The sequence below is a fragment of the Providencia sp. JGM181 genome, assembly GCF_018257375.1.
GTDB classification, from domain to species: Bacteria; Pseudomonadota; Gammaproteobacteria; order Enterobacterales; family Enterobacteriaceae; genus Providencia; species Providencia lanzhouensis.
This window is the reverse complement of sequence record NZ_JAERJY010000063.1, coordinates 1-19,294: the sequence shown is the minus strand read 5'-3', so window position 1 is coordinate 19,294 and position 19,294 is coordinate 1. Positions and strand designations below refer to the sequence as shown.

The window sequence follows — 19,294 nt, the reverse complement described above, 5'->3', positions numbered from 1 at the left end:
TATTAATCAAGAGATTAAGATTTGTTGTGATCTTAATCACATAAAGTTATTTTTAGGCGACGAATCGTTAATAAATTATTAATCCCACCTGTCTTAATTCTGCGCTATCTCGAAAAAATTAAATATTTATTCACCTTTTCGCTACTTACTGATTGAATTCATTTCGCCTGCCCGTATAATTTGCACGTTTTTGTCTCTTGACACATTTAAGCAAAGGCAGTTTTATTACAACCCTTAGCGTTTCTTAGGCTGAGAGAGCTGGGAGTACACAAAGTTATGTCTGTTTCCCTTTATGGCAGTAATGCTTCTAAGCAACTGTCTATTCAGTTAATAACTTTTGTAATCCTCAGTGGGGCTTTCTGTGCAAATAGTATAGAATGGGGGGCCTCTGCTCTTGCTGGTGGGTTAGCATGCTGGTTACCTAATATCGTATTTATGCTGCTATCACGCTTTGAAAAAGCAAAAGAAGAGGATGAACCTGTCCGCATTGCCTGGTTCTTTGCATTAGGAGCAGGGTTAAAGGTTGTGACAACTATTACTGTCTTAGTTGTTGCTTTTGGTGTGTTTAAAGCGTCAATAACACCACTGGGTTTGACCTATTTAGCGGTGCTGATTGTTCAGATTGTTGCACCAGCCGTTGTAAAACGGTAAGTATTTTTAAACTACAAAAGGGTAAGAGGCATCATGTCTGCATCAGGAGAAGTGATGACTACAAATGAGTACATAGGTCACCATCTGAGAAACCTTCAGTTGGATCTACGTACCTTTGAGTTGGTCGATCCCCACGCTAGTCCAACGTTTTGGGCGTTAAACATTGACTCGCTTTTTTTCTCCGTAGTTCTCGGGGCTTTATTCCTGTGGCTATTTAGAAAAGTTGCTGCCAATGCGACTAGTGGCGTACCCGGTAAGTTACAGACTGCAATAGAACTGATCATTGGTTTCGTTGATAACTCAGTCCGTGATATGTATCACGGGAAGAGCAAAGTTATTGCCCCTCTGGCATTAACGGTGTTCGTCTGGGTATTTTTAATGAACCTTCTGGATCTACTTCCAATTGATTTCATCCCATACATCGGTGAGCACTACTTAGGTTTACCTGCTCTGCGTATTGTTCCAACCGCAGATGTGAGTATCACGATGTCGATGGCAATTGGTGTGTTTATCCTAATAATCTTTTACAGCATCAAGATGAAAGGAATTGGCGGATTCACGAAAGAGCTCACTATGCAGCCTTTCAACCATCCGGTATTTATCCCTGTAAACTTGATTCTTGAAGGGGTTAGCCTGCTGTCAAAACCTGTATCACTCGGTCTGCGACTGTTTGGTAACATGTATGCAGGTGAATTGATCTTTATTCTTATCGCGGCTCTGCTTCCGTGGTGGTCACAGTGGTTGTTAAGCCTGCCTTGGGCTATCTTCCACATACTGATTATTACGCTACAAGCCTTTATTTTTATGGTTCTGACTGTTGTCTATCTGTCGATGGCTTCTGAAGAGCACTAATTTTATTAATCAATAATTGTATTAACTGAAACAAACTGGAGACTGTCATGGAAAACCTGAGTATGGATCTGCTGTACATGGCTGCCGCTATTATGATGGGTTTAGCGGCGATCGGTGCTGCGATCGGTATCGGCATCCTAGGTGGTAAATTTTTAGAAGGCGCTGCTCGTCAGCCAGATTTAATTCCTCTGCTGCGTACACAGTTCTTTATCGTAATGGGTCTGGTCGATGCTATTCCGATGATTGCTGTTGGTCTGGGCTTATATGTAATGTTCGCTGTTGCCTAATTAACGTTCGGCACACATTAAGAACATTAACTAACTAATAAATAAGAGGTATTGTCTGTGAATCTAAATGCAACAATCCTCGGCCAGGCTATCGCGTTTGTCCTGTTTGTTTTGTTCTGTATGAAGTATGTATGGCCACCGATTATGGCGGCCATAGAAAAACGTCAAAAAGAAATTGCTGACGGTTTATCTTCCGCAGAACGTGCTAAAAAGAACCTGGAACTGGCGCAAACCGACGCAACCGACCGACTGAAAAAAGCGAAAGCTGAAGCACAAATCATCATTGAACAAGCGAATAAACAACGCACTCAAATGATTGATGAAGCTAAAGCGGAAGCAGAAACAGAACGTGCAAAAATCGTAGCACAAGCGCAAGCTGAAATTGATGCTGAGCGTAAACGTGCACGTGAAGAGTTACGTAAACAGGTTGCGATGCTTGCTATCGCAGGTGCCGAGAAGATCATCGAACGTTCCGTGGATGAAGCTGCTAACAGCGACATCGTTGATAAACTAGTCGCTGAACTGTAAGGAGGGAGGGGCATGTCTGAAATCGCTACTGTAGCTCGCCCCTACGCCAAAGCAGCTTTTGACTTTGCTGTGGAAAACCAAGCTGTTGCTAAATGGCAGGAAATGCTAGCCTTCACCTCTGAGGTGACGCGCAATGAACAGGTTGGTGAGCTGCTTTCTGGTTCTATTGCACCAGAAACATTAGCTAAAACGTTTATCTCTGTTTGTGGAGATGAAATTGACGAGCATGTTCAAAATCTAATTCGTGTTATGGCGGAAAACGGTCGTTTAACAACGATGCCAGAAGTATTAGCTCAATTTATCCAATTGCGCGATACGCTGGAATCAACTGTTGAAGTTGATGTTCTTTCTGCGAACGAACTGAGTGAACAGCAGTCAGCTAAAATTTCTGCCGCGATGGAAAAACGTCTGTCACGCAAAGTTAAGCTGAATTGCAAAATTGACAAGTCTGTTATTGCTGGAGTGATCATTCGTGCGGGAGACCTCGTCATTGACGGTAGTGTCCGCGGTCGCTTAGAGCGTTTAACTGACGTCTTGCAGTCTTAAGGGGACTGGAGCATATGCAACTGAATTCCACCGAAATCAGCGAACTGATCAAACAGCGTATTGCTCAGTTCGATGTTGTGAGTGAAGCTCACAATGAAGGTACGATTGTTTCCGTTAACGACGGTATCATTCGTATTCACGGTTTAGCCGAAGTCATGCAGGGTGAAATGATCGCTCTGCCTGGCAACCGTTACGCAATTGCACTGAACTTAGAGCGTGACTCTGTTGGTGCGGTTGTTATGGGCCCTTATGCTGACTTAGCAGAAGGCATGAAAGTTAAATGTACTGGTCGTATTCTTGAAGTTCCAGTAGGCCGTGGCCTGTTAGGACGTGTAGTGAATACACTGGGTCAACCAATTGATGGTAAAGGTCCTGTTGAGCACGATGGCTTCTCTCCTGTAGAAGTTATTGCTCCGGGTGTTATCGACCGTCAATCAGTTGATCAACCTGTACAGACTGGTTATAAATCAGTCGATGCGATGATTCCAATCGGCCGTGGCCAGCGTGAGCTTGTCATCGGTGACCGTCAAACTGGTAAAACAGCTCTGGCGATCGATGCAATCATCAACCAGCGTGATTCTGGCATCAAATGTGTTTACGTTGCTATCGGGCAGAAAGCATCAACTATCTCTAACGTAGTACGTAAACTGGAAGAACACGGCGCTCTGGAAAACACTATCGTTGTTGTTGCAACTGCATCTGAATCAGCTGCACTGCAATACTTAGCACCATACTCTGGTTGCGCGATGGGTGAATATTTCCGTGACCGCGGTGAAGATGCTCTGATCGTTTATGATGACCTGTCTAAACAGGCTGTCGCATACCGTCAAATTTCACTGTTGCTGCGTCGTCCACCAGGACGTGAAGCATACCCAGGTGATGTTTTCTATCTGCACTCCCGTTTACTTGAGCGTGCTGCTCGTGTTAACGCTGATTACGTAGAAGCATTCACTAAAGGTGAAGTGAAAGGTAAAACTGGTTCATTGACTGCTCTGCCAATCATTGAAACTCAAGCGGGTGACGTTTCTGCATTCGTACCAACAAACGTAATTTCGATTACAGATGGTCAGATCTTCCTGGAATCTAACCTGTTTAACTCTGGTATTCGTCCAGCGGTTAACCCAGGTATTTCAGTATCTCGTGTTGGTGGTGCTGCTCAGACTAAAATCATTAAGAAACTGTCTGGTGGTATCCGTACAGCACTGGCTCAATACCGTGAACTGGCAGCGTTTGCTCAGTTTGCTTCCGACCTCGATGACGCAACTCGTAAACAGTTGAGCCACGGTCAGAAAGTAACTGAACTGCTGAAACAGAAACAGTATGCACCAATGTCAGTAGCAGAGCAGGCACTGTCTCTGTTCGCTGCAGAACGTGGATATCTGGACGATGTTGAGTTAGCAAAAATTGGTGCATTCGAAGCTGCATTAGTTTCATTTGCACAGCGCGAGCATGCTGACCTTATGAACGAAATTGGTCTGGCGGGCAAATATAACGATGATATCGAAGCTAAGTTGAATAAACTGCTCGAATCATTCAAAGCCACCCAGTCCTGGTAATACTATTCGGCCCGTGAATTTTTATGGGCCGTCTGGTTAATAAGGAGAAGCAGAAATGGCCGGCGCAAAAGAGATACGTTCCAAGATTGGAAGTGTGCAAAACACGCAGAAGATCACTAAAGCGATGGAAATGGTCGCGGCGTCCAAAATGCGTAAAACGCAGGAACGCATGGCGGCCAGCCGTCCTTATGCAGAAACCATGCGCAGTGTGATTGGTCACCTTGCATTAGGTAATCTGGAATATAAACACCCATATCTCGAAGAGCGTGAAGTTAAGCGCGTCGGGTATTTGGTTGTTTCAACAGACCGTGGTCTGTGTGGTGGTTTGAACGTTAACCTGTTCAAAAAACTGCTAGCAGACATGAAAACGTGGTCTGAGAAAAACGTTCAGGTTGATTTGGCTTTAATCGGTTCTAAAGCGGTAGCATTCTTCGGTTCTGTAGGCGGCAATGTCGTTTCACAAGTAACCGGAATGGGGGATAACCCGACCCTTTCTGACCTGATTGGCCCAGTTAACTCTATGCTACAAGCCTATGATGAAGGGCGTTTAGATAAACTGTATGTGGTGAACAACAAGTTCGTCAATACAATGTCTCAAGAGCCAACGATTCTTCAGTTACTGCCATTGCCTGCAAGCGATGACGAAACACTGAAGAAGAAATCTTGGGATTATTTATATGAACCCGATCCTAAGGCGTTGCTGGATACCCTGCTGCGTCGTTATATCGAGTCGCAGGTTTATCAGGGCGTCGTTGAAAACCTAGCTAGTGAGCAGGCCGCTCGAATGGTAGCGATGAAAGCCGCTACAGATAACGGTGGAAACCTGATCAAAGAGTTGCAGTTGGTTTACAACAAAGCTCGTCAGGCCAGCATTACTCAGGAACTGACCGAGATCGTTTCTGGTGCTGCCGCGGTTTAACAGCTAGGTTTACGAATTACGTAGAGGATTCAAGATGGCTACTGGAAAGATTATCCAGGTAATCGGCGCCGTTGTGGACGTCGAGTTCCCTCAAGATAACGTACCAAAAGTGTACGATGCTCTTGAGGTTATTAACGGTAAAGAAAAACTGGTGTTGGAAGTTCAACAACAGTTAGGTGGTGGTGTTGTCCGTTGTATCGCAATGGGTACATCAGACGGTCTGAGCCGTGGTTTAGAAGTTGTAAACCTAGAGCACCCAATCGAAGTACCAGTCGGTAAAGCAACTCTGGGACGTATCATGAACGTTTTGGGTGAACCAATCGACATGAAAGGTGATATCGGCGAAGAAGAGCGCTGGTCTATTCACCGTGCTGCACCAAGCTACGAAGAGTTAGCTAACTCAACTGAACTGCTGGAAACCGGTATCAAAGTAATGGACTTAATCTGTCCATTCGCGAAAGGTGGTAAAGTAGGTCTGTTCGGTGGTGCGGGTGTTGGTAAAACAGTAAACATGATGGAACTGATCCGTAACATCGCGATCGAGCACTCAGGTTACTCAGTGTTCGCCGGTGTTGGTGAGCGTACCCGTGAAGGTAACGACTTCTATCATGAAATGACCGACTCAAACGTTCTGGATAAAGTATCACTGGTTTATGGCCAGATGAACGAGCCACCAGGAAACCGTCTGCGTGTTGCGCTGACTGGTCTGACTATGGCTGAAAAATTCCGTGACGAAGGTCGTGACGTACTGCTGTTCGTTGACAACATTTATCGTTATACACTGGCAGGTACTGAAGTATCAGCACTGTTAGGTCGTATGCCATCAGCGGTAGGTTACCAACCAACGCTGGCGGAAGAGATGGGTGTTCTGCAAGAACGTATTACCTCAACTCAAACTGGTTCTATCACTTCCGTTCAAGCGGTATACGTACCAGCGGATGACTTGACTGACCCATCACCAGCAACTACCTTTGCTCACTTAGACGCAACCGTAGTTCTGAGCCGTCAAATCGCATCTCTGGGTATCTACCCTGCGGTTGACCCTCTGGATTCTACCAGCCGTCAATTAGACCCACTGGTAGTTGGTCAAGAGCACTATGATGTTGCTCGTGGCGTTCAGTCTATTCTGCAACGTTACCAAGAACTGAAAGATATCATTGCAATCCTGGGTATGGATGAACTGTCTGAAGAAGACAAACTGGTTGTTGCTCGTGCTCGTAAGATCCAGCGCTTCCTGTCTCAACCATTCTTCGTTGCAGAAGTCTTTACCGGTTCACCAGGTAAGTTCGTTTCTCTGAAAGACACTATCCGTGGCTTCAGCGGCATCCTGAACGGTGATTACGACCACCTGCCAGAACAAGCGTTCTACATGGTTGGTACCATTGAAGAAGCTGTGGAAAAAGCGAAAAAGCTTTAATCCATCTGACGAGAGGTTGATATGGTAGCTGCAATGACATACTACCTGAAAGTAGTAAGCGCGGAAAAACAGATGTTTGAAGGCTTAGTACAAAAAATTCAGGTGACAGGTAGTGAAGGTGAGTTGGGGATTTATCCGCAGCATACCCCGCTGCTGACTGCCATAAAACCGGGCATGGTACGCATTACGAAGCAGTTTGGTGAAGAAGAGCTAATTTACCTCTCCGGCGGTATTTTAGAAGTTCAACCAACAGGTGTTATCGTACTCGCTGATACAGCGATCCGTGGTAAAGATTTAGACGAAGCTCGTGCAGTGGAAGCTAAACGCAAAGCGGAAGAACATGTCCGCAAAGCACACGGCGATGTTGATTATGCTCAGGCATCAGCAGAACTTGCAAAAGCAATAGCGAAACTTCGAGTTATCGAGTTAACTAAAAAGCTTATGTAATGATAGCAATATAGAAAAAGCCAGTTAGTTTGACTAACTGGCTTTTTTATTTGTGCGAAATATGTAGTAATTTATACAGGAAATAGGTTTACTTTCACCCCAAAGTTGGAGTTTCAGGAAAATATGACTGTGCAAAGAAAAAGTGTCGTGATTTTAGCTGCCGGTAAAGGCACACGGATGTATTCAGACTTACCTAAAGTTCTGCATTTACTCGCAGGTAAACCAATGGTTCAGCATGTGATTGATACAGCGAAATCAATCGGTGCGTCGGATATTCATCTGGTATACGGACATGGCGGTGATTTACTGAAAGAAAAACTGGGTGAACAAAACCTCAATTGGGTTCTGCAAGCGGAGCAACTGGGTACCGGCCACGCAATGCAGCAAGCCGCTCCCCACTTCCAAGATGACGAAGACATTGTCATGCTTTATGGCGATGTACCTTTAATTGCTAAAGACACATTACAACGACTGGTAGATGCTAAGCCGGAAGGCGGTATTGGCTTATTGACCGTTATCTTAGATAACCCAGCCGGTTATGGTCGTATTATCCGCGAAAACGGCGAAGTTGTTGGTATCATCGAACAGAAAGATGCCAGTGAAGAACAGCGTAAAATCCAAGAAATCAACACCGGTATTATGGTCGCAAGCGGCAAAGACTTTAACCGCTGGCTGAGCCAACTGAACAATAACAATGCCCAAGGTGAATACTACATTACCGATATCATTGCTCTTGCTCATAAAGAAGGTAACAAAATTGCGACCGTTCACCCAAGCCATCTCAGTGAAATGGAAGGGGTTAATAACCGTCTGCAATTAGCTGCGTTAGAGCGCATCTACCAAAAAGAACAAGCTGAAAAATTACTGTTAGCGGGTGTGATGTTGATTGATCCTGCGCGTTTTGATATTCGCGGAACCTTAACTCACGGTCGTGATGTCGTCATCGACACTAACGTGATCATCGAAGGTAACGTGACGCTGGGTAATAACGTTCAGATCCAAACTGGCTGCGTACTGAAAAACTGTATGATTGGCGATAACTCAGTTATCAGCCCATACTCAGTGATTGAAAATTCTGAATTATCCACGGAATGTACTGTTGGACCTTTCGCACGTTTACGCCCTGGTGCTAAATTAGCAGCGAAATCTCATGTGGGTAACTTCGTTGAAATGAAAAATGCCACGCTGGGCTTAGGCTCTAAAGCGGGTCACTTAAGCTATCTGGGTGATGCTCAGATTGGTGATAACGTGAACATCGGTGCAGGTACCATTACGTGCAACTATGATGGCGCGAATAAATTTAAAACGGTTATTGGTGATGATGTGTTTGTGGGTTCAGACACACAATTAGTCGCACCAGTCACTGTAGCCAATGGCGCAACCATTGGTGCTGGTACCACAGTTACCCGTGATGTTAATGAAGGTGAACTGGTGGTTAGCCGCGTGAAACAGACTCATATTAAAAACTGGCAGCGCCCAGTAAAGAAAAAATAAGTAAATAAAACATAAGTAAATATAGAGGAGAGATATTCAAGTCTCTCCTATGATTAGCTATGAATGAATCAGCTATCTAAGAATTAGCAGTCTAAGCAATGTCGGTCAGTTTTTTTAATATAAAAATCGCTACAAAGTAGCAAATAGATAAAACAATAAATTCCCCGTTTCTACAAGGCTGGGGAGCAGCGAAAGCTGAACAATAATCAGGTTGCGACAATAAGAGGGGAAGACCCCCTTTATTTAGGAATAACTTAATATGTGTGGAATTGTTGGTGCTGTCGCACAACGTGATATCGCGGAAATTCTGTTAGAAGGTCTTCGCCGTTTAGAATACCGTGGTTATGACTCTGCGGGTATGGCGGTGGTTGATCATGAAGGTCATCTGCAACGCTTACGTGAAGTCGGTAAAGTGCAAATGCTGGCGGAAGAAGCAGAAAAGAACCCGGTTTCTGGTGGAACTGGTATCGCGCATACCCGCTGGGCGACTCATGGTATTCCAAGCGAGCGTAACGCTCACCCTCATACCTCGGGTTACATTGCCGTTGTTCATAACGGAATTATCGAGAACTATTTAGAACTGAAAGAAGAGCTGAAAAAACTTGGCTATATCTTTAGTTCAGACACTGACACTGAAGTGATTGCGCACCTTGTTCATCATGAACAGCAGCAAGGCGGCACATTATTGGAAGTGGTTCAGCGCGTGATCCCGCAATTACGTGGCGCTTATGGCACCGTGATTATGGATAGCCGCAACCCAGAATTATTAGTCGCAGCACGCTCTGGTAGCCCGTTGGTTATCGGTCTGGGTGTTGGCGAAAACTTCTTAGCTTCTGACCAACTGGCATTATTGCCTGTGACTCGCCGTTTTATCTACTTAGAAGAAGGGGATATTGCGGAAGTCACTCGTCGCACTGTGCGTATTTTTGATAAGCAAGGCGCGCCAGTTGAACGTGAGCAAATCGAATCGAACGTTCAATACGATGCAGGTGATAAAGGCGCATACCGCCATTACATGCAAAAAGAGATCTATGAACAGCCGATGGCGATTAAAAACACTCTCGAAGGGCGTTTTAACCAAGATAATGGTATCGATCTTAGCGAGTTAGGTCCAAAAGCTAGCGAAATTCTGTCCAAAGTTGACCATATCCAAATCGTTGCCTGCGGAACCTCGTACAACGCAGGTATGGTTGCGCGTTACTGGTTTGAATCACTGGCGGGTATCCCTTGTGACGTGGAAATTGCGTCAGAATACCGCTACCGTAAACCAGCACACCGTAAAGGCAGCTTGATGATCACCATTTCCCAATCAGGGGAAACGGCGGACACACTAGCCGCTCTGCGCTTGTCTAAAGAGCTGGGTTACTTAACGTCTCTGGCAATTTGTAACGTTGGCGCATCTTCATTAGTCCGTGAATCTGAATTTTCGCTGATGACCAAAGCGGGCGCGGAAATTGGCGTCGCTTCAACCAAAGCATTTACAACCCAGTTAACGGTATTGTTGATGCTGGTGGCGTATATGGGACGCCTGAAAGGGGCAAACCCTGAACTGGAAGAGCGTATTGCTCATGCGCTTCACGCACTGCCTGCACGTATTGAAAGCATGCTGTCTCAAGACAAAGTGATTGAAGCGTTAGCTGAAGATTTCTCAGACAAAAACCACGCGTTGTTCTTAGGTCGTGGCGATCAGTTCCCTATCGCCGTTGAAGGCGCACTGAAACTGAAAGAGATTTCGTATATCCATGCTGAAGCGTACGCAGCTGGCGAATTAAAACATGGTCCATTAGCGTTAATTGATGCAGATATGCCCGTTATCATCGTTGCTCCGAACAACGAACTGTTAGAAAAACTGAAATCTAACATTGAAGAAGTTCGCGCACGTGGCGGCTTGCTGTATGTGTTCGCTGACCAAGATGCTGGTTTTGTAGCAAGCGAAAACATGAAAATTGTTTCCCTGCCACATGTGGAAGAGTTAATCGCACCAATTTTCTACACCGTTCCTCTGCAACTGCTTTCTTACCATGTTGCGTTAATCAAAGGAACTGACGTAGACCAGCCGCGTAACTTGGCAAAATCAGTGACTGTTGAGTAATCTCACTCTGATTTAAAAATCCAGCCGGTGTCCTGTCAAAGTACACCGGCTTTTTATTGCCCTTCTATTATTATTCGCCATTAAAATTTCCCTACTGAACTATAATAATCCGATGCTAATTAGTTGATTGGGTATGCATCTATTCGCTATCAATTTCACGTATACTTAATTTTCTTGATGCAGTATTGAGCAATAATAAACAACAATAAAAATCAGCAGAAGGTTACGTGGATGGCAGAGATTGAATGGTTGAGTGCGGTTGTCATCGCAATCACGATAGGGTTTTGGGCGACAGGAAAACTACCAGAATATTTAGTAGCATTACTGTTTTTAGCTGCAGCGGCATGTTTACATCTAGCGCCAACCAATGTGATTTTCTCGGGGTTCACCTCAGAAGCATTTTGGCTCGTTTTAAGCGGCTTTATTCTTGGGTTTGCCATCAATAAAGTGGGGCTGGCGGAACGGATCGCGCAGCATATCTCGGGTCGTTTCACCAAATCCTGGCTCTCATTGATCATTGGTGTGGTGATCCTCGCGTATGGATTGGCATTTATTATGCCGTCGAATATGGGACGAATTGCGTTATTGATGCCGATTGTGATGGCAATAGCAGATAAAGTCGGGCTAGAAAGTGGCAGTCGAGGGCGCATCGGATTAGCGCTGGCGGTGGGTTTTGGTACCTTCCAACTTTCTGCAACTGTACTGCCAGCGAACGTTCCCAACCTCGTCATGGCGGGGGCGATAGAAACCACCTACCACCTTAAACTTTCCTATTTGAATTATCTGTTCCTGCACATGCCAATCTTAGGGCTGATTAAAGGTGCAATGGTGGTGCTGTGTATCTATTTTCTATTTCCTGCCAAATTGCAGCAGGTGGCTGAACAAAAAACCTTACCGCCAATGAGCCGCGATGAGAAAAAGCTCGGTGTTGTGCTGGCGGTCACGTTGCTTTTCTGGATCACGGATACCACACATGGTATTTCACCAGCATGGGTGGGATTAGTCGCGGCATGTTTCTGCTTGCTGCCTAAAGTCGGTTTTGTCACCAATGATGAGTTTGTTAAAGCGGTGAATATCCGCACTTGTATCTATGTGGCAGGGATTTTGAGCCTAGCAACATTGGTGAGTTATTCCAACGTTGGAATGGTGGTTGGTACTTACTTACAAAAGATGCTGCCACTGGATCCAAATAGCCCGTTTATGGATTTTGGTAGCTTAGTAGGACTGACCAGTGGATTAAACTTTGTGGTGACAGCAAACGGTGTTCCTGCACTGTATACTCCGTTAGCGGAGTCTCTCTCTAATGCCACGGGCTTACCGTTGATTGCTGTGCTGATGGTGCAGGTGATTGGTTATTCGACACCTTTATTGCCTTATCAAGCATCTCCGATTGTTGTCGCGATGGGAATGGGCAAAGTGCCGTTAATGGATGGGGTAAGGTTGTGTCTTATCTTGTTTATTTTGACCTTTTTCCTTTTGGTGCCGCTGGATTATTTCTGGTTTAAATTGCTGGGCGTGATCCCTTAATCACGATTTTGGTGATTAACATAAAGTTAGCAGTTTTATAAAGATAATAAAAATCCGGTAGAGGGTATGCCTTACCGGATTTTGTTTTTTTAATCGATAACCATCTTATAAGAAGGCTTTATACGGCAATTCAGGTTCATTTTTAAAGATGTCTTGGAAGCCTCTGAAATGCTGATAATGCATGCGTCCTTTATCGGTTGGGTAGGTATATTTCCCGCCAACTTGCCAGAAGAATGGGGAAAATTTATATTGCAGACGCTCTTTTTTCATATTCCACAACACTTCAATTTCCCGAGGGTCATTTTGGAAGTTAGCCCAAATGTCGTGGTGGAATGGGATAACCGTCGTGCAATCTAATGATTCGGCGGCACGCAGAATATCGGAAGAGGTCATTTTGTCAGTCACGCCGCGCGGGTTTTCGCCGTAAGAAAGCAGGGCAACATCAATATTGTAGCGGTTGCCGTGCGCCGCATAGTAGTTGGAATAGTGAGAATCCCCAGAGTGATACAAAGAGCCGCCTGTGGTTTCAATCAAGTAGTTCACCGCACGTTCATCCATACCGTCCAAAATCGCTTTGTCATAGGAAGAAACGCCTTTTGGTAAGGTCACTAGCGCGGTACGGTCGAAGGAATCTAACACGCGAATTTTCATATCGCCAACTTCAATCACATCCCCCACTTTGGCCACAATGCAGCGATCTTCCGGTACGCCCCAGCCAGTCCATAGGTTTACACAGGCTTGTGGACCAATAAATTTAACGTGGTCTCCGCAGTTTTGTAGCACGGCTGCCGCAACGTTGACGTCAATATGATCCGCGTGGTCATGAGACGCTAAAATGGCATCGACATCTTTAATCGCAAAGGGGTCGAGAGGAAAAATCGCGGTGCGCAAGTTAGGCTGCAGGGCTTCAACACCGCCCATGCGCATCATTTGATGCTGCTGATTCATCAGTGGGTTTTTCTGGGTCTTTTTACCAGTGCCACACCAAAAATCGATGGAAATGTTGGTGTTACCTTCGCTTTTCAACCAAATACCTGTACAGCCCAGCCACCACATAGAAAATGTGTTGGGTTCTACGACGGTTTTTTCGATCTCTTCATTGAGCCAGGTTCCCCATTCAGGGAATGTGCTTAAAATCCAAGATTCACGGGTAATTTCATTTACTTTACTCATAGCAACACCTTTCCTATCCAGAATTTCAAATGTAAGGGATTAGCGCCTTATTAATGAAAATAAGGCGAAATACAGAATAAATTTGTTAATTCGTTGAATTAGATAGTTAATCTAATTATACAAGGATGACTTGCGTGCCTTGGGCTTCGATGGCTTTGATAATTTTCGGGTCGGCGTTCTTACCAGTGATGAGATAGTCAATTTTTTCGGCAGGACAAAATAGCATGCCCGTTCGACTTCCCACTTTTGAGCTATCCACAACGACAACCAGTTTATCAATACGATCGAGCATCTGTTGCTCCGCGACCGCAGTCAGCATATCTGTTTTGTACAACCCTGTTTCGGTTAAACCTTTCCCTGAAGTGAACATCCAGTTGCCGGCATATCCCATCAATGTGCTTAATGCAGGATTGAGGAAAATACCTTGTGTTCGGTTATATTGCCCGCCAATGAGAACCACATCTTCATGTTCTTCTTCAATCAAATAACTGGCGAGAGGGAAATAGTTCGTTACTATCTGAACCCCTTTTCCACACAGTTGCTGTCCTAGCAAAAATGCGGTGGATCCACAGTTGATAACAGCGCTATCTCCCGGTTGGCAAAGTTCTGCCGCTTTCATAGCGATTTGTGATTTTTCCTCATAATGATCGGTGCTGTTGATATTCAGCGGTGACCATCTGAGTCTTTTTTCTTCAATGCGCTCTGCACCATTACGTATTTTTTTGAGTTTGCCTTGCTCATCCAGCTTGGCGATATCTCGGCGAGCAGTTGCAGGCGAGATATCAAAATGTTTTGTGATAAAAGATACGTTAATGATTTGATTTTCTTTCAATAAAGACAATATTTCATGATGTCTTTGTGTCTCATTCATGTGTAGCGCCTTATTTCTGTATAATCATTTTTCGTCTTTAGTGATGATTATTATAATCACGATTCCATGATAACTTTTGACTCAAAATGATTAGATTTGATTCTATATGATTATAATGAAAATTGTCAACTCACTAAATTCAAAAATTACTCATGCCAATTTAATTCTTTAACTATATGTAAATATTGATTTTTACTATATTTGTTGTGATCAGCTCAACAAATGTAGGGTTTTTTACTGGTCAAAAAGTGTCACTTTAAATAATCATAAATGAGCAAATGGTGATTACTTATGATTACAAAATGTGTTTGAGTGATTGAATTGATGAACTGTTTGATTATAGCGTGAGAATGCTTGTCTGTGATCAGGGTAATGTAATTTTAAATAAGATAATAATTCACACTAAATTTGATTTAGGGGTAAAAATATGGATTTTCTGTATGACTCATTCTATATTTTTTACAGCCAAGTGATGACCAAAGCCCCGTTATTACTGGGATTAGTGACATTGATTGGCTACTGGCTTCTAAAGAGAGATGGCACAACCATCCTGAAGGGAACCATAAAAACGATTGTCGGCTTTATGTTAGTGCAAGTGGGAGCCGATACATTAGTCTCCAGCTTCAAACCTGTCATTGCAAAAATGTCAGAATATCATCATCTTACCGGTTCAGTTATCGACCCATACACCTCAATGATGGCCACCATGGAAACCATGGGGGATAACTATTCATGGGTTGGGTATACGGTGTTGATTGCATTGGCGATTAATATTCTTTTGGTACTTTTCCGCCGTATTACGGGGATCCGAACCATTATGCTGACGGGGCATATCATGTTCCAGCAAGCGGGATTGATCGCGGTATTCTATTTTGTGCTGGGCACCAGTATGTGGGAAACCATTATTTACTCAGCCGTTCTCATGGCGCTGTATTGGGGAATTTCATCCAATATTATGTTCAAGCCAACGGAATCAGTCACGGGTGGGGCAGGGTTTTCAATTGGTCACCAGCAGCAAGTCGCATCATGGGTTGCCACTAAAATTGCCCATAAACTCGGTGATAAAAACGATAGCGTTGATAATCTTAAACTACCGAAATGGTTGCATATTTTCCATGATAGCATCGCGGCCACCGCGATTGTGATGACCGTTTTCTTCGGCATCATTCTTCTTTCCTTTGGGTTAACTAACTTGCAAGAAATGGCAGGGAAAACCCATTGGACCATCTATATTCTCGAAACTGGTTTGAAATTCGCGGTTGCCATCCAGATTATTGTTACCGGCGTGCGGATGTTTGTTGCCGAGCTTTCTGAAGCGTTTAAAGGGATTTCCGAGCGCGTTATTCCTAACGCGGTACTCGCCATTGACTGTGCGGCAATTTACGCCTTCTCTCCTAATGCCATGGTATTCGGCTTTATGTGGGGAGCGTTGGGGCAGTTTACTGCGGTGTTGATTATGTTGGGATTAAGTTCCCCGATCATGATTATTCCTGGATTTATCCCGATGTTCTTCTCCAACGCGACAATTGGGGTATTTGCCAACCATTTCGGTGGCTGGAAAGCAGTCATGAAAATCTGTTTCGTGATGGGGATCATTGAGGTGTTTGGGTCTGCATGGGCGATTTCATTGTTTAGCCAGCAAGGAACGGATTTTAGCGGTTGGATGGGCATGGCTGACTGGGCGTTAGTTTTCCCACCAGTGATGCAGGGGCTTTCCTTCTCCAAATATTTCTTCTTTGTCTTGATTGGACTGTCGTTTGTTTACATGTACTTTGCGTCGAAAAGATTGCGTGCGGAAGAAGATGCGCAAGCCGCTACGGCAGCGGAGCCACAAGCAGAGCTGAGTGTTGAAAATGCGCTGAGTGAACCAACAGAACTAACTATTTCAACAGGCGCTAGACCCGTCAGTATTCTTGCGGTGTGTGGTAATGGGCAAGGTTCATCAATGATGATGAAAATGAAAATTGCCAAGTACCTTGAAGGCAAAGGCATCCCTCATGTGATGGATTCCTGCGCGGTTTCTGATTACAAATCCAAACTGGCGAATACAGATATCATCGTCTCTTCCAAGCATCTCTCTTCTGAAATGGATGCGGGGGAAGGTAAATTTGTACTGGGTGTGCAGAATATGTTGAATCCGAACTCATTCGGCGATGAATTACTGGCGATTATTCATAATAACTTTAGTGAGTCGAAATAAATCCAATAACTAAATTTGTCATGGGGATTCAGTGATGTATGCCCATGACGATAGGAGAGCAATGTCATGGGTTTCAAACAATCTCTAATGGATAACAACTCCATTAAATTACATGCCTCAGCGGATAATTGGCAGGACGCGATTAAGATTGGCACCGATATGCTCATCGCATCTGGGGCGATTTTGCCGGATTACCATGACGCCATTATTAGCAGCGTCAAAGAGTTAGGCCCTTATATCTGTATTGCACCTCATTTAGCCTTACCTCATGCGCGCCCAGAAAATGGCGTTTTAAAAACCGCATTTGCCTTGGTGACATTAAAAGAACCGATTGTATTTGATGGGGAAAGTGAGCCTGTGGATGTCCTTATTACCCTCGCGGGAAGTTCTTCTGATGAACATATGGAAGGATTAATGGAAGTGACTCAAGTACTGGATGATGAAGAGAGCGAAACGGGGATTGATCTCGATAAAATTCGCCGCTGCACCAGCGCAGACGAGGTCTATCAGGTGATTGATGCCGCATTGGCTTAAGCTGTTATTCACCAGATACCCGATTTAATCTAAAACACTAGGATAATCAAATGACTAAACCTTTAATTCAAATTGCATTAGACCAAACAAATCTGAAAGATGCGCTGGCGGTTGCTGATAATGTGGAGTCTTTTGTTGATGTGATTGAAATTGGTACTATTTTGGCTTTTGCGGAAGGTATGAATGCGGTTTCAACATTACGTAAAAATCATCCATCACACATTATTGTTTGTGATATGAAGACCACGGATGGTGGTGCGATTTTATCGAAAATGGCGTTCGAAGCCGGCGCGGATTGGATCACGGTTTCGGCAGCGGCGCATATTGCCACTATCACGGCATGTAAAAAAGTGGCGGATGAATTTGGGCGTGAAATCCAAATTGAACTGTATGGTAACTGGACATTAGACGATGCTCAGCGCTGGGTAGATTTAGGGATCAAACAAGCGATTTACCACCGTTCTCGTGATGCTGAGCTCGCTGGCGTGGGCTGGGGACCTGAAGATCTCACCAAAATGCGCCAACTTTCTGATTTAGGCCTCGAATTGTCGATAACTGGGGGGATTGTGCCGGAAGATATTCATCTTTTTGAAGGTATCAAAGCCAAAGCCTTTATTGCTGGGCGCGCATTGGTCGGTGAAAAAGGAAAAGCCACCGCAGAAGCTCTGCGTGAACAAATTGCTCGTTTCTGGTAATTGGTATTGATAAAAATCCCCTCGAAATTACCGAGGGGATTTTGTTTTTGGGTTTATAAGCGTTTACTTGGCAGTAGCATTACGGCAATACCGCCTATTACCGTCACCGCAGAGAACGCGGCAAAGTTCCAACTGCTGGCGACCCCAAGGCTGGCAATATAAGCGCCAAACATGGGACCAGACATGGCACCTACACGGGAAATACTCATTGTCCAACCTGTTGCAGAAGCCCGCACACTGGATGGATAGAAATGGGCGACATAGCCCGTCAAAATTAATGGCGCAGAAATACAACCAATCCCCGCGAGGCCCACAAGTAAATAATTCATATAGATATTTTGCTTGAAGACCATCAATCCAATACCCATTGCACCTAGCATAAAGAAGAATGCAACTGTACCGCGAGCGCCACATTTATCGGCGACTTTCCCGAGGAATAACCCGCCTAGAGCAGAAGATAAACTGAACACCACTAAGAAAGTTAAGCTGGAGCCGAGATCATAACCTTCTTTACGCATAATGGATGGCAGCCACGTATTTAAGCCGTAAACGATGAAGCCACCACAGAACAGAGCGACCCAAAAACAGCAGGTTGCTCGCAGGTAATCTTTGGAAAAGATAATCGCGACAACTTCTTTTAAGCTACGGGAAGCCTGCTTTTCTTGCTTCACGGGTTCGTGATAGGTAACTTCAAGTTTCTCCGCCAGTTTTCTCGCTTTTTCGTGTTGCCCTCGGTTATTCAGGTATTCAATAGACTCCGGTAACAAGCGGGACATTGGCCAAATTAATAATAAGGGCAACGATCCAACCATCATCACACCACGCCAACCAAATTGGCTAAGAATCGCAATCGCCACTAACGCAGCACATAAGATACCCAGAGAGTAGCCTGAGTACATAATGGCATAGTTAAACGACCGTTTTTCAGTTGGTGAATATTCAATAGTGAGAGCCGCGGCTACGGGGATCACGCCCCCAAGTCCAATTCCGCCGATAAAACGCATTAATCCAAAAAACCAAGGTGTTGGCGCTAAAGCGGTGGCTAACATGGTGGACGAAAATAGCGTAACGCAGATTAGTAGCATGCGTCGTCGACCATATAACTCGCTTAACGTTCCGATAATAAAAGCACCGAAGAACATTCCCACGAGGGTATAACTGCTCAAGGCGCCTAATTCAATAGGGGTTAAATTCCACTCTTTATATTCAGAGAGTGTGGGTAAAACTGCACCCATCACCCCCACGTCATAACCTTCAAATAAAATGCTTAGCCAGCAAACCAGCATGACTTTAAAGGTCGTGCGTTTTGAGGAGACAGATGTAATTTCAGATGTTTGTATTGTCATAAATCACTCTCTAATCGTTATTCGACCGATATTTTTTAATGGCAAGTACGTATATTTTTAAATCTGAAAAGCCGACATTACACTTTACTTTTTTAATCTGAATCGAATTGTTGATAGCGGCATTCCAGTTTTATTACTGATTTCTGTTATGCTCCTGTC

18 protein-coding genes are annotated in these 19,294 nt (G+C 44.4%); 15 read left to right on the top strand and 3 right to left on the bottom strand.

What is annotated here, in order from left to right; all coding sequences use genetic code 11:
* The first annotated feature begins 276 nt into the window (after positions 1 to 276).
* From atpI to JK188_RS09905, 12 genes are all read left to right on the top strand, one after another.
* Positions 277 to 651 (top strand): F0F1 ATP synthase subunit I, encoded by a 375-nt coding sequence (atpI, locus tag JK188_RS09960; RefSeq protein WP_036950608.1) that lies wholly within the window; start codon positions 277 to 279, stop codon positions 649 to 651.
* 33 nt (positions 652 to 684) lie between these two features.
* Positions 685 to 1,503, top strand: coding sequence for a F0F1 ATP synthase subunit A (gene atpB, locus JK188_RS09955; protein ID WP_006660652.1), 819 nt, complete (start codon positions 685 to 687; stop codon positions 1,501 to 1,503).
* Between the two features lie 47 nt (positions 1,504 to 1,550).
* Positions 1,551 to 1,790: a F0F1 ATP synthase subunit C gene (gene atpE, locus JK188_RS09950; RefSeq protein ID WP_004246596.1), complete on the top strand. Its 240-nt coding sequence runs from the start codon at positions 1,551 to 1,553 to the stop codon at positions 1,788 to 1,790.
* A gap of 57 nt (positions 1,791 to 1,847) precedes the next feature.
* Entirely contained in the window at positions 1,848 to 2,318 is a 471-nt protein-coding gene (gene atpF / locus JK188_RS09945; RefSeq protein WP_181477768.1) for a F0F1 ATP synthase subunit B, read from the top strand.
* Between the two features lie 12 nt (positions 2,319 to 2,330).
* A complete protein-coding gene (atpH, locus tag JK188_RS09940; RefSeq protein WP_036950613.1) occupies positions 2,331 to 2,864 on the top strand; it encodes a F0F1 ATP synthase subunit delta in 534 nt (177 codons plus the stop codon).
* A 14-nt stretch (positions 2,865 to 2,878) separates the two neighbouring features.
* Positions 2,879 to 4,420, top strand: coding sequence for a F0F1 ATP synthase subunit alpha (gene atpA / locus JK188_RS09935; protein ID WP_006660649.1), 1,542 nt, complete (start codon positions 2,879 to 2,881; stop codon positions 4,418 to 4,420).
* A 55-nt stretch (positions 4,421 to 4,475) separates the two neighbouring features.
* Positions 4,476 to 5,339, top strand: coding sequence for a F0F1 ATP synthase subunit gamma (gene atpG / locus JK188_RS09930; RefSeq protein WP_006660648.1), 864 nt, complete (start codon positions 4,476 to 4,478; stop codon positions 5,337 to 5,339).
* A 34-nt stretch (positions 5,340 to 5,373) separates the two neighbouring features.
* Positions 5,374 to 6,756, top strand: a complete 1,383-nt coding sequence (gene atpD, locus JK188_RS09925) for a F0F1 ATP synthase subunit beta (RefSeq protein WP_006660647.1) — start codon at positions 5,374 to 5,376, stop codon at positions 6,754 to 6,756.
* A 21-nt stretch (positions 6,757 to 6,777) separates the two neighbouring features.
* The gene (locus JK188_RS09920; protein ID WP_006660646.1) at positions 6,778 to 7,203 is read left to right on the top strand and encodes a F0F1 ATP synthase subunit epsilon; all 426 of its coding nucleotides are present in this window, start codon (positions 6,778 to 6,780) and stop codon (positions 7,201 to 7,203) included.
* Positions 7,204 to 7,326: 123 nt separating this feature from the next.
* Positions 7,327 to 8,697, top strand: a complete 1,371-nt coding sequence (glmU, locus tag JK188_RS09915) for a bifunctional UDP-N-acetylglucosamine diphosphorylase/glucosamine-1-phosphate N-acetyltransferase GlmU (protein WP_211887562.1) — start codon at positions 7,327 to 7,329, stop codon at positions 8,695 to 8,697.
* A 259-nt stretch (positions 8,698 to 8,956) separates the two neighbouring features.
* Complete coding sequence (gene glmS, locus JK188_RS09910) at positions 8,957 to 10,789, top strand: glutamine--fructose-6-phosphate transaminase (isomerizing) (RefSeq protein ID WP_154603234.1); 1,833 nt, start codon at positions 8,957 to 8,959, stop codon at positions 10,787 to 10,789.
* A 231-nt stretch (positions 10,790 to 11,020) separates the two neighbouring features.
* Positions 11,021 to 12,316 carry an SLC13 family permease gene (locus JK188_RS09905; protein WP_211887564.1) on the top strand — a complete coding sequence of 432 codons (1,296 nt, stop codon included), beginning with the start codon at positions 11,021 to 11,023 and terminating at the stop codon, positions 12,314 to 12,316.
* Positions 12,317 to 12,421: 105 nt separating this feature from the next.
* Here JK188_RS09905 and ulaG read toward each other — a convergent pair whose 3' ends face one another.
* Together ulaG and ulaR are read right to left on the bottom strand one after the other, a co-directional pair.
* Positions 12,422 to 13,489: an L-ascorbate 6-phosphate lactonase gene (ulaG, locus tag JK188_RS09900; protein ID WP_211887566.1), complete on the bottom strand. Its 1,068-nt coding sequence runs from the start codon at positions 13,487 to 13,489 to the stop codon at positions 12,422 to 12,424.
* A gap of 115 nt (positions 13,490 to 13,604) precedes the next feature.
* Positions 13,605 to 14,360, bottom strand: a complete 756-nt coding sequence (gene ulaR, locus JK188_RS09895) for an HTH-type transcriptional regulator UlaR (protein WP_036950625.1) — start codon at positions 14,358 to 14,360, stop codon at positions 13,605 to 13,607.
* A 427-nt stretch (positions 14,361 to 14,787) separates the two neighbouring features.
* On the opposite strand from ulaR, the gene JK188_RS09890 reads away from it, so the two are divergent.
* From JK188_RS09890 to JK188_RS09880, 3 genes are all read left to right on the top strand, one after another.
* Positions 14,788 to 16,560 (top strand): PTS ascorbate-specific subunit IIBC, encoded by a 1,773-nt coding sequence (locus tag JK188_RS09890; RefSeq protein ID WP_036950627.1) that lies wholly within the window; start codon positions 14,788 to 14,790, stop codon positions 16,558 to 16,560.
* Between the two features lie 66 nt (positions 16,561 to 16,626).
* Entirely contained in the window at positions 16,627 to 17,094 is a 468-nt protein-coding gene (locus JK188_RS09885; RefSeq protein WP_036950629.1) for a PTS sugar transporter subunit IIA, read from the top strand.
* A gap of 50 nt (positions 17,095 to 17,144) precedes the next feature.
* A complete protein-coding gene (locus JK188_RS09880) occupies positions 17,145 to 17,789 on the top strand; it encodes a 3-keto-L-gulonate-6-phosphate decarboxylase UlaD (RefSeq protein ID WP_154599602.1) in 645 nt (214 codons plus the stop codon).
* Between the two features lie 53 nt (positions 17,790 to 17,842).
* Here JK188_RS09880 and JK188_RS09875 read toward each other — a convergent pair whose 3' ends face one another.
* Entirely contained in the window at positions 17,843 to 19,135 is a 1,293-nt protein-coding gene (locus tag JK188_RS09875) for an MFS transporter (protein WP_211887569.1), read from the bottom strand.
* Positions 19,136 to 19,294: the final 159 nt, after the last annotated feature.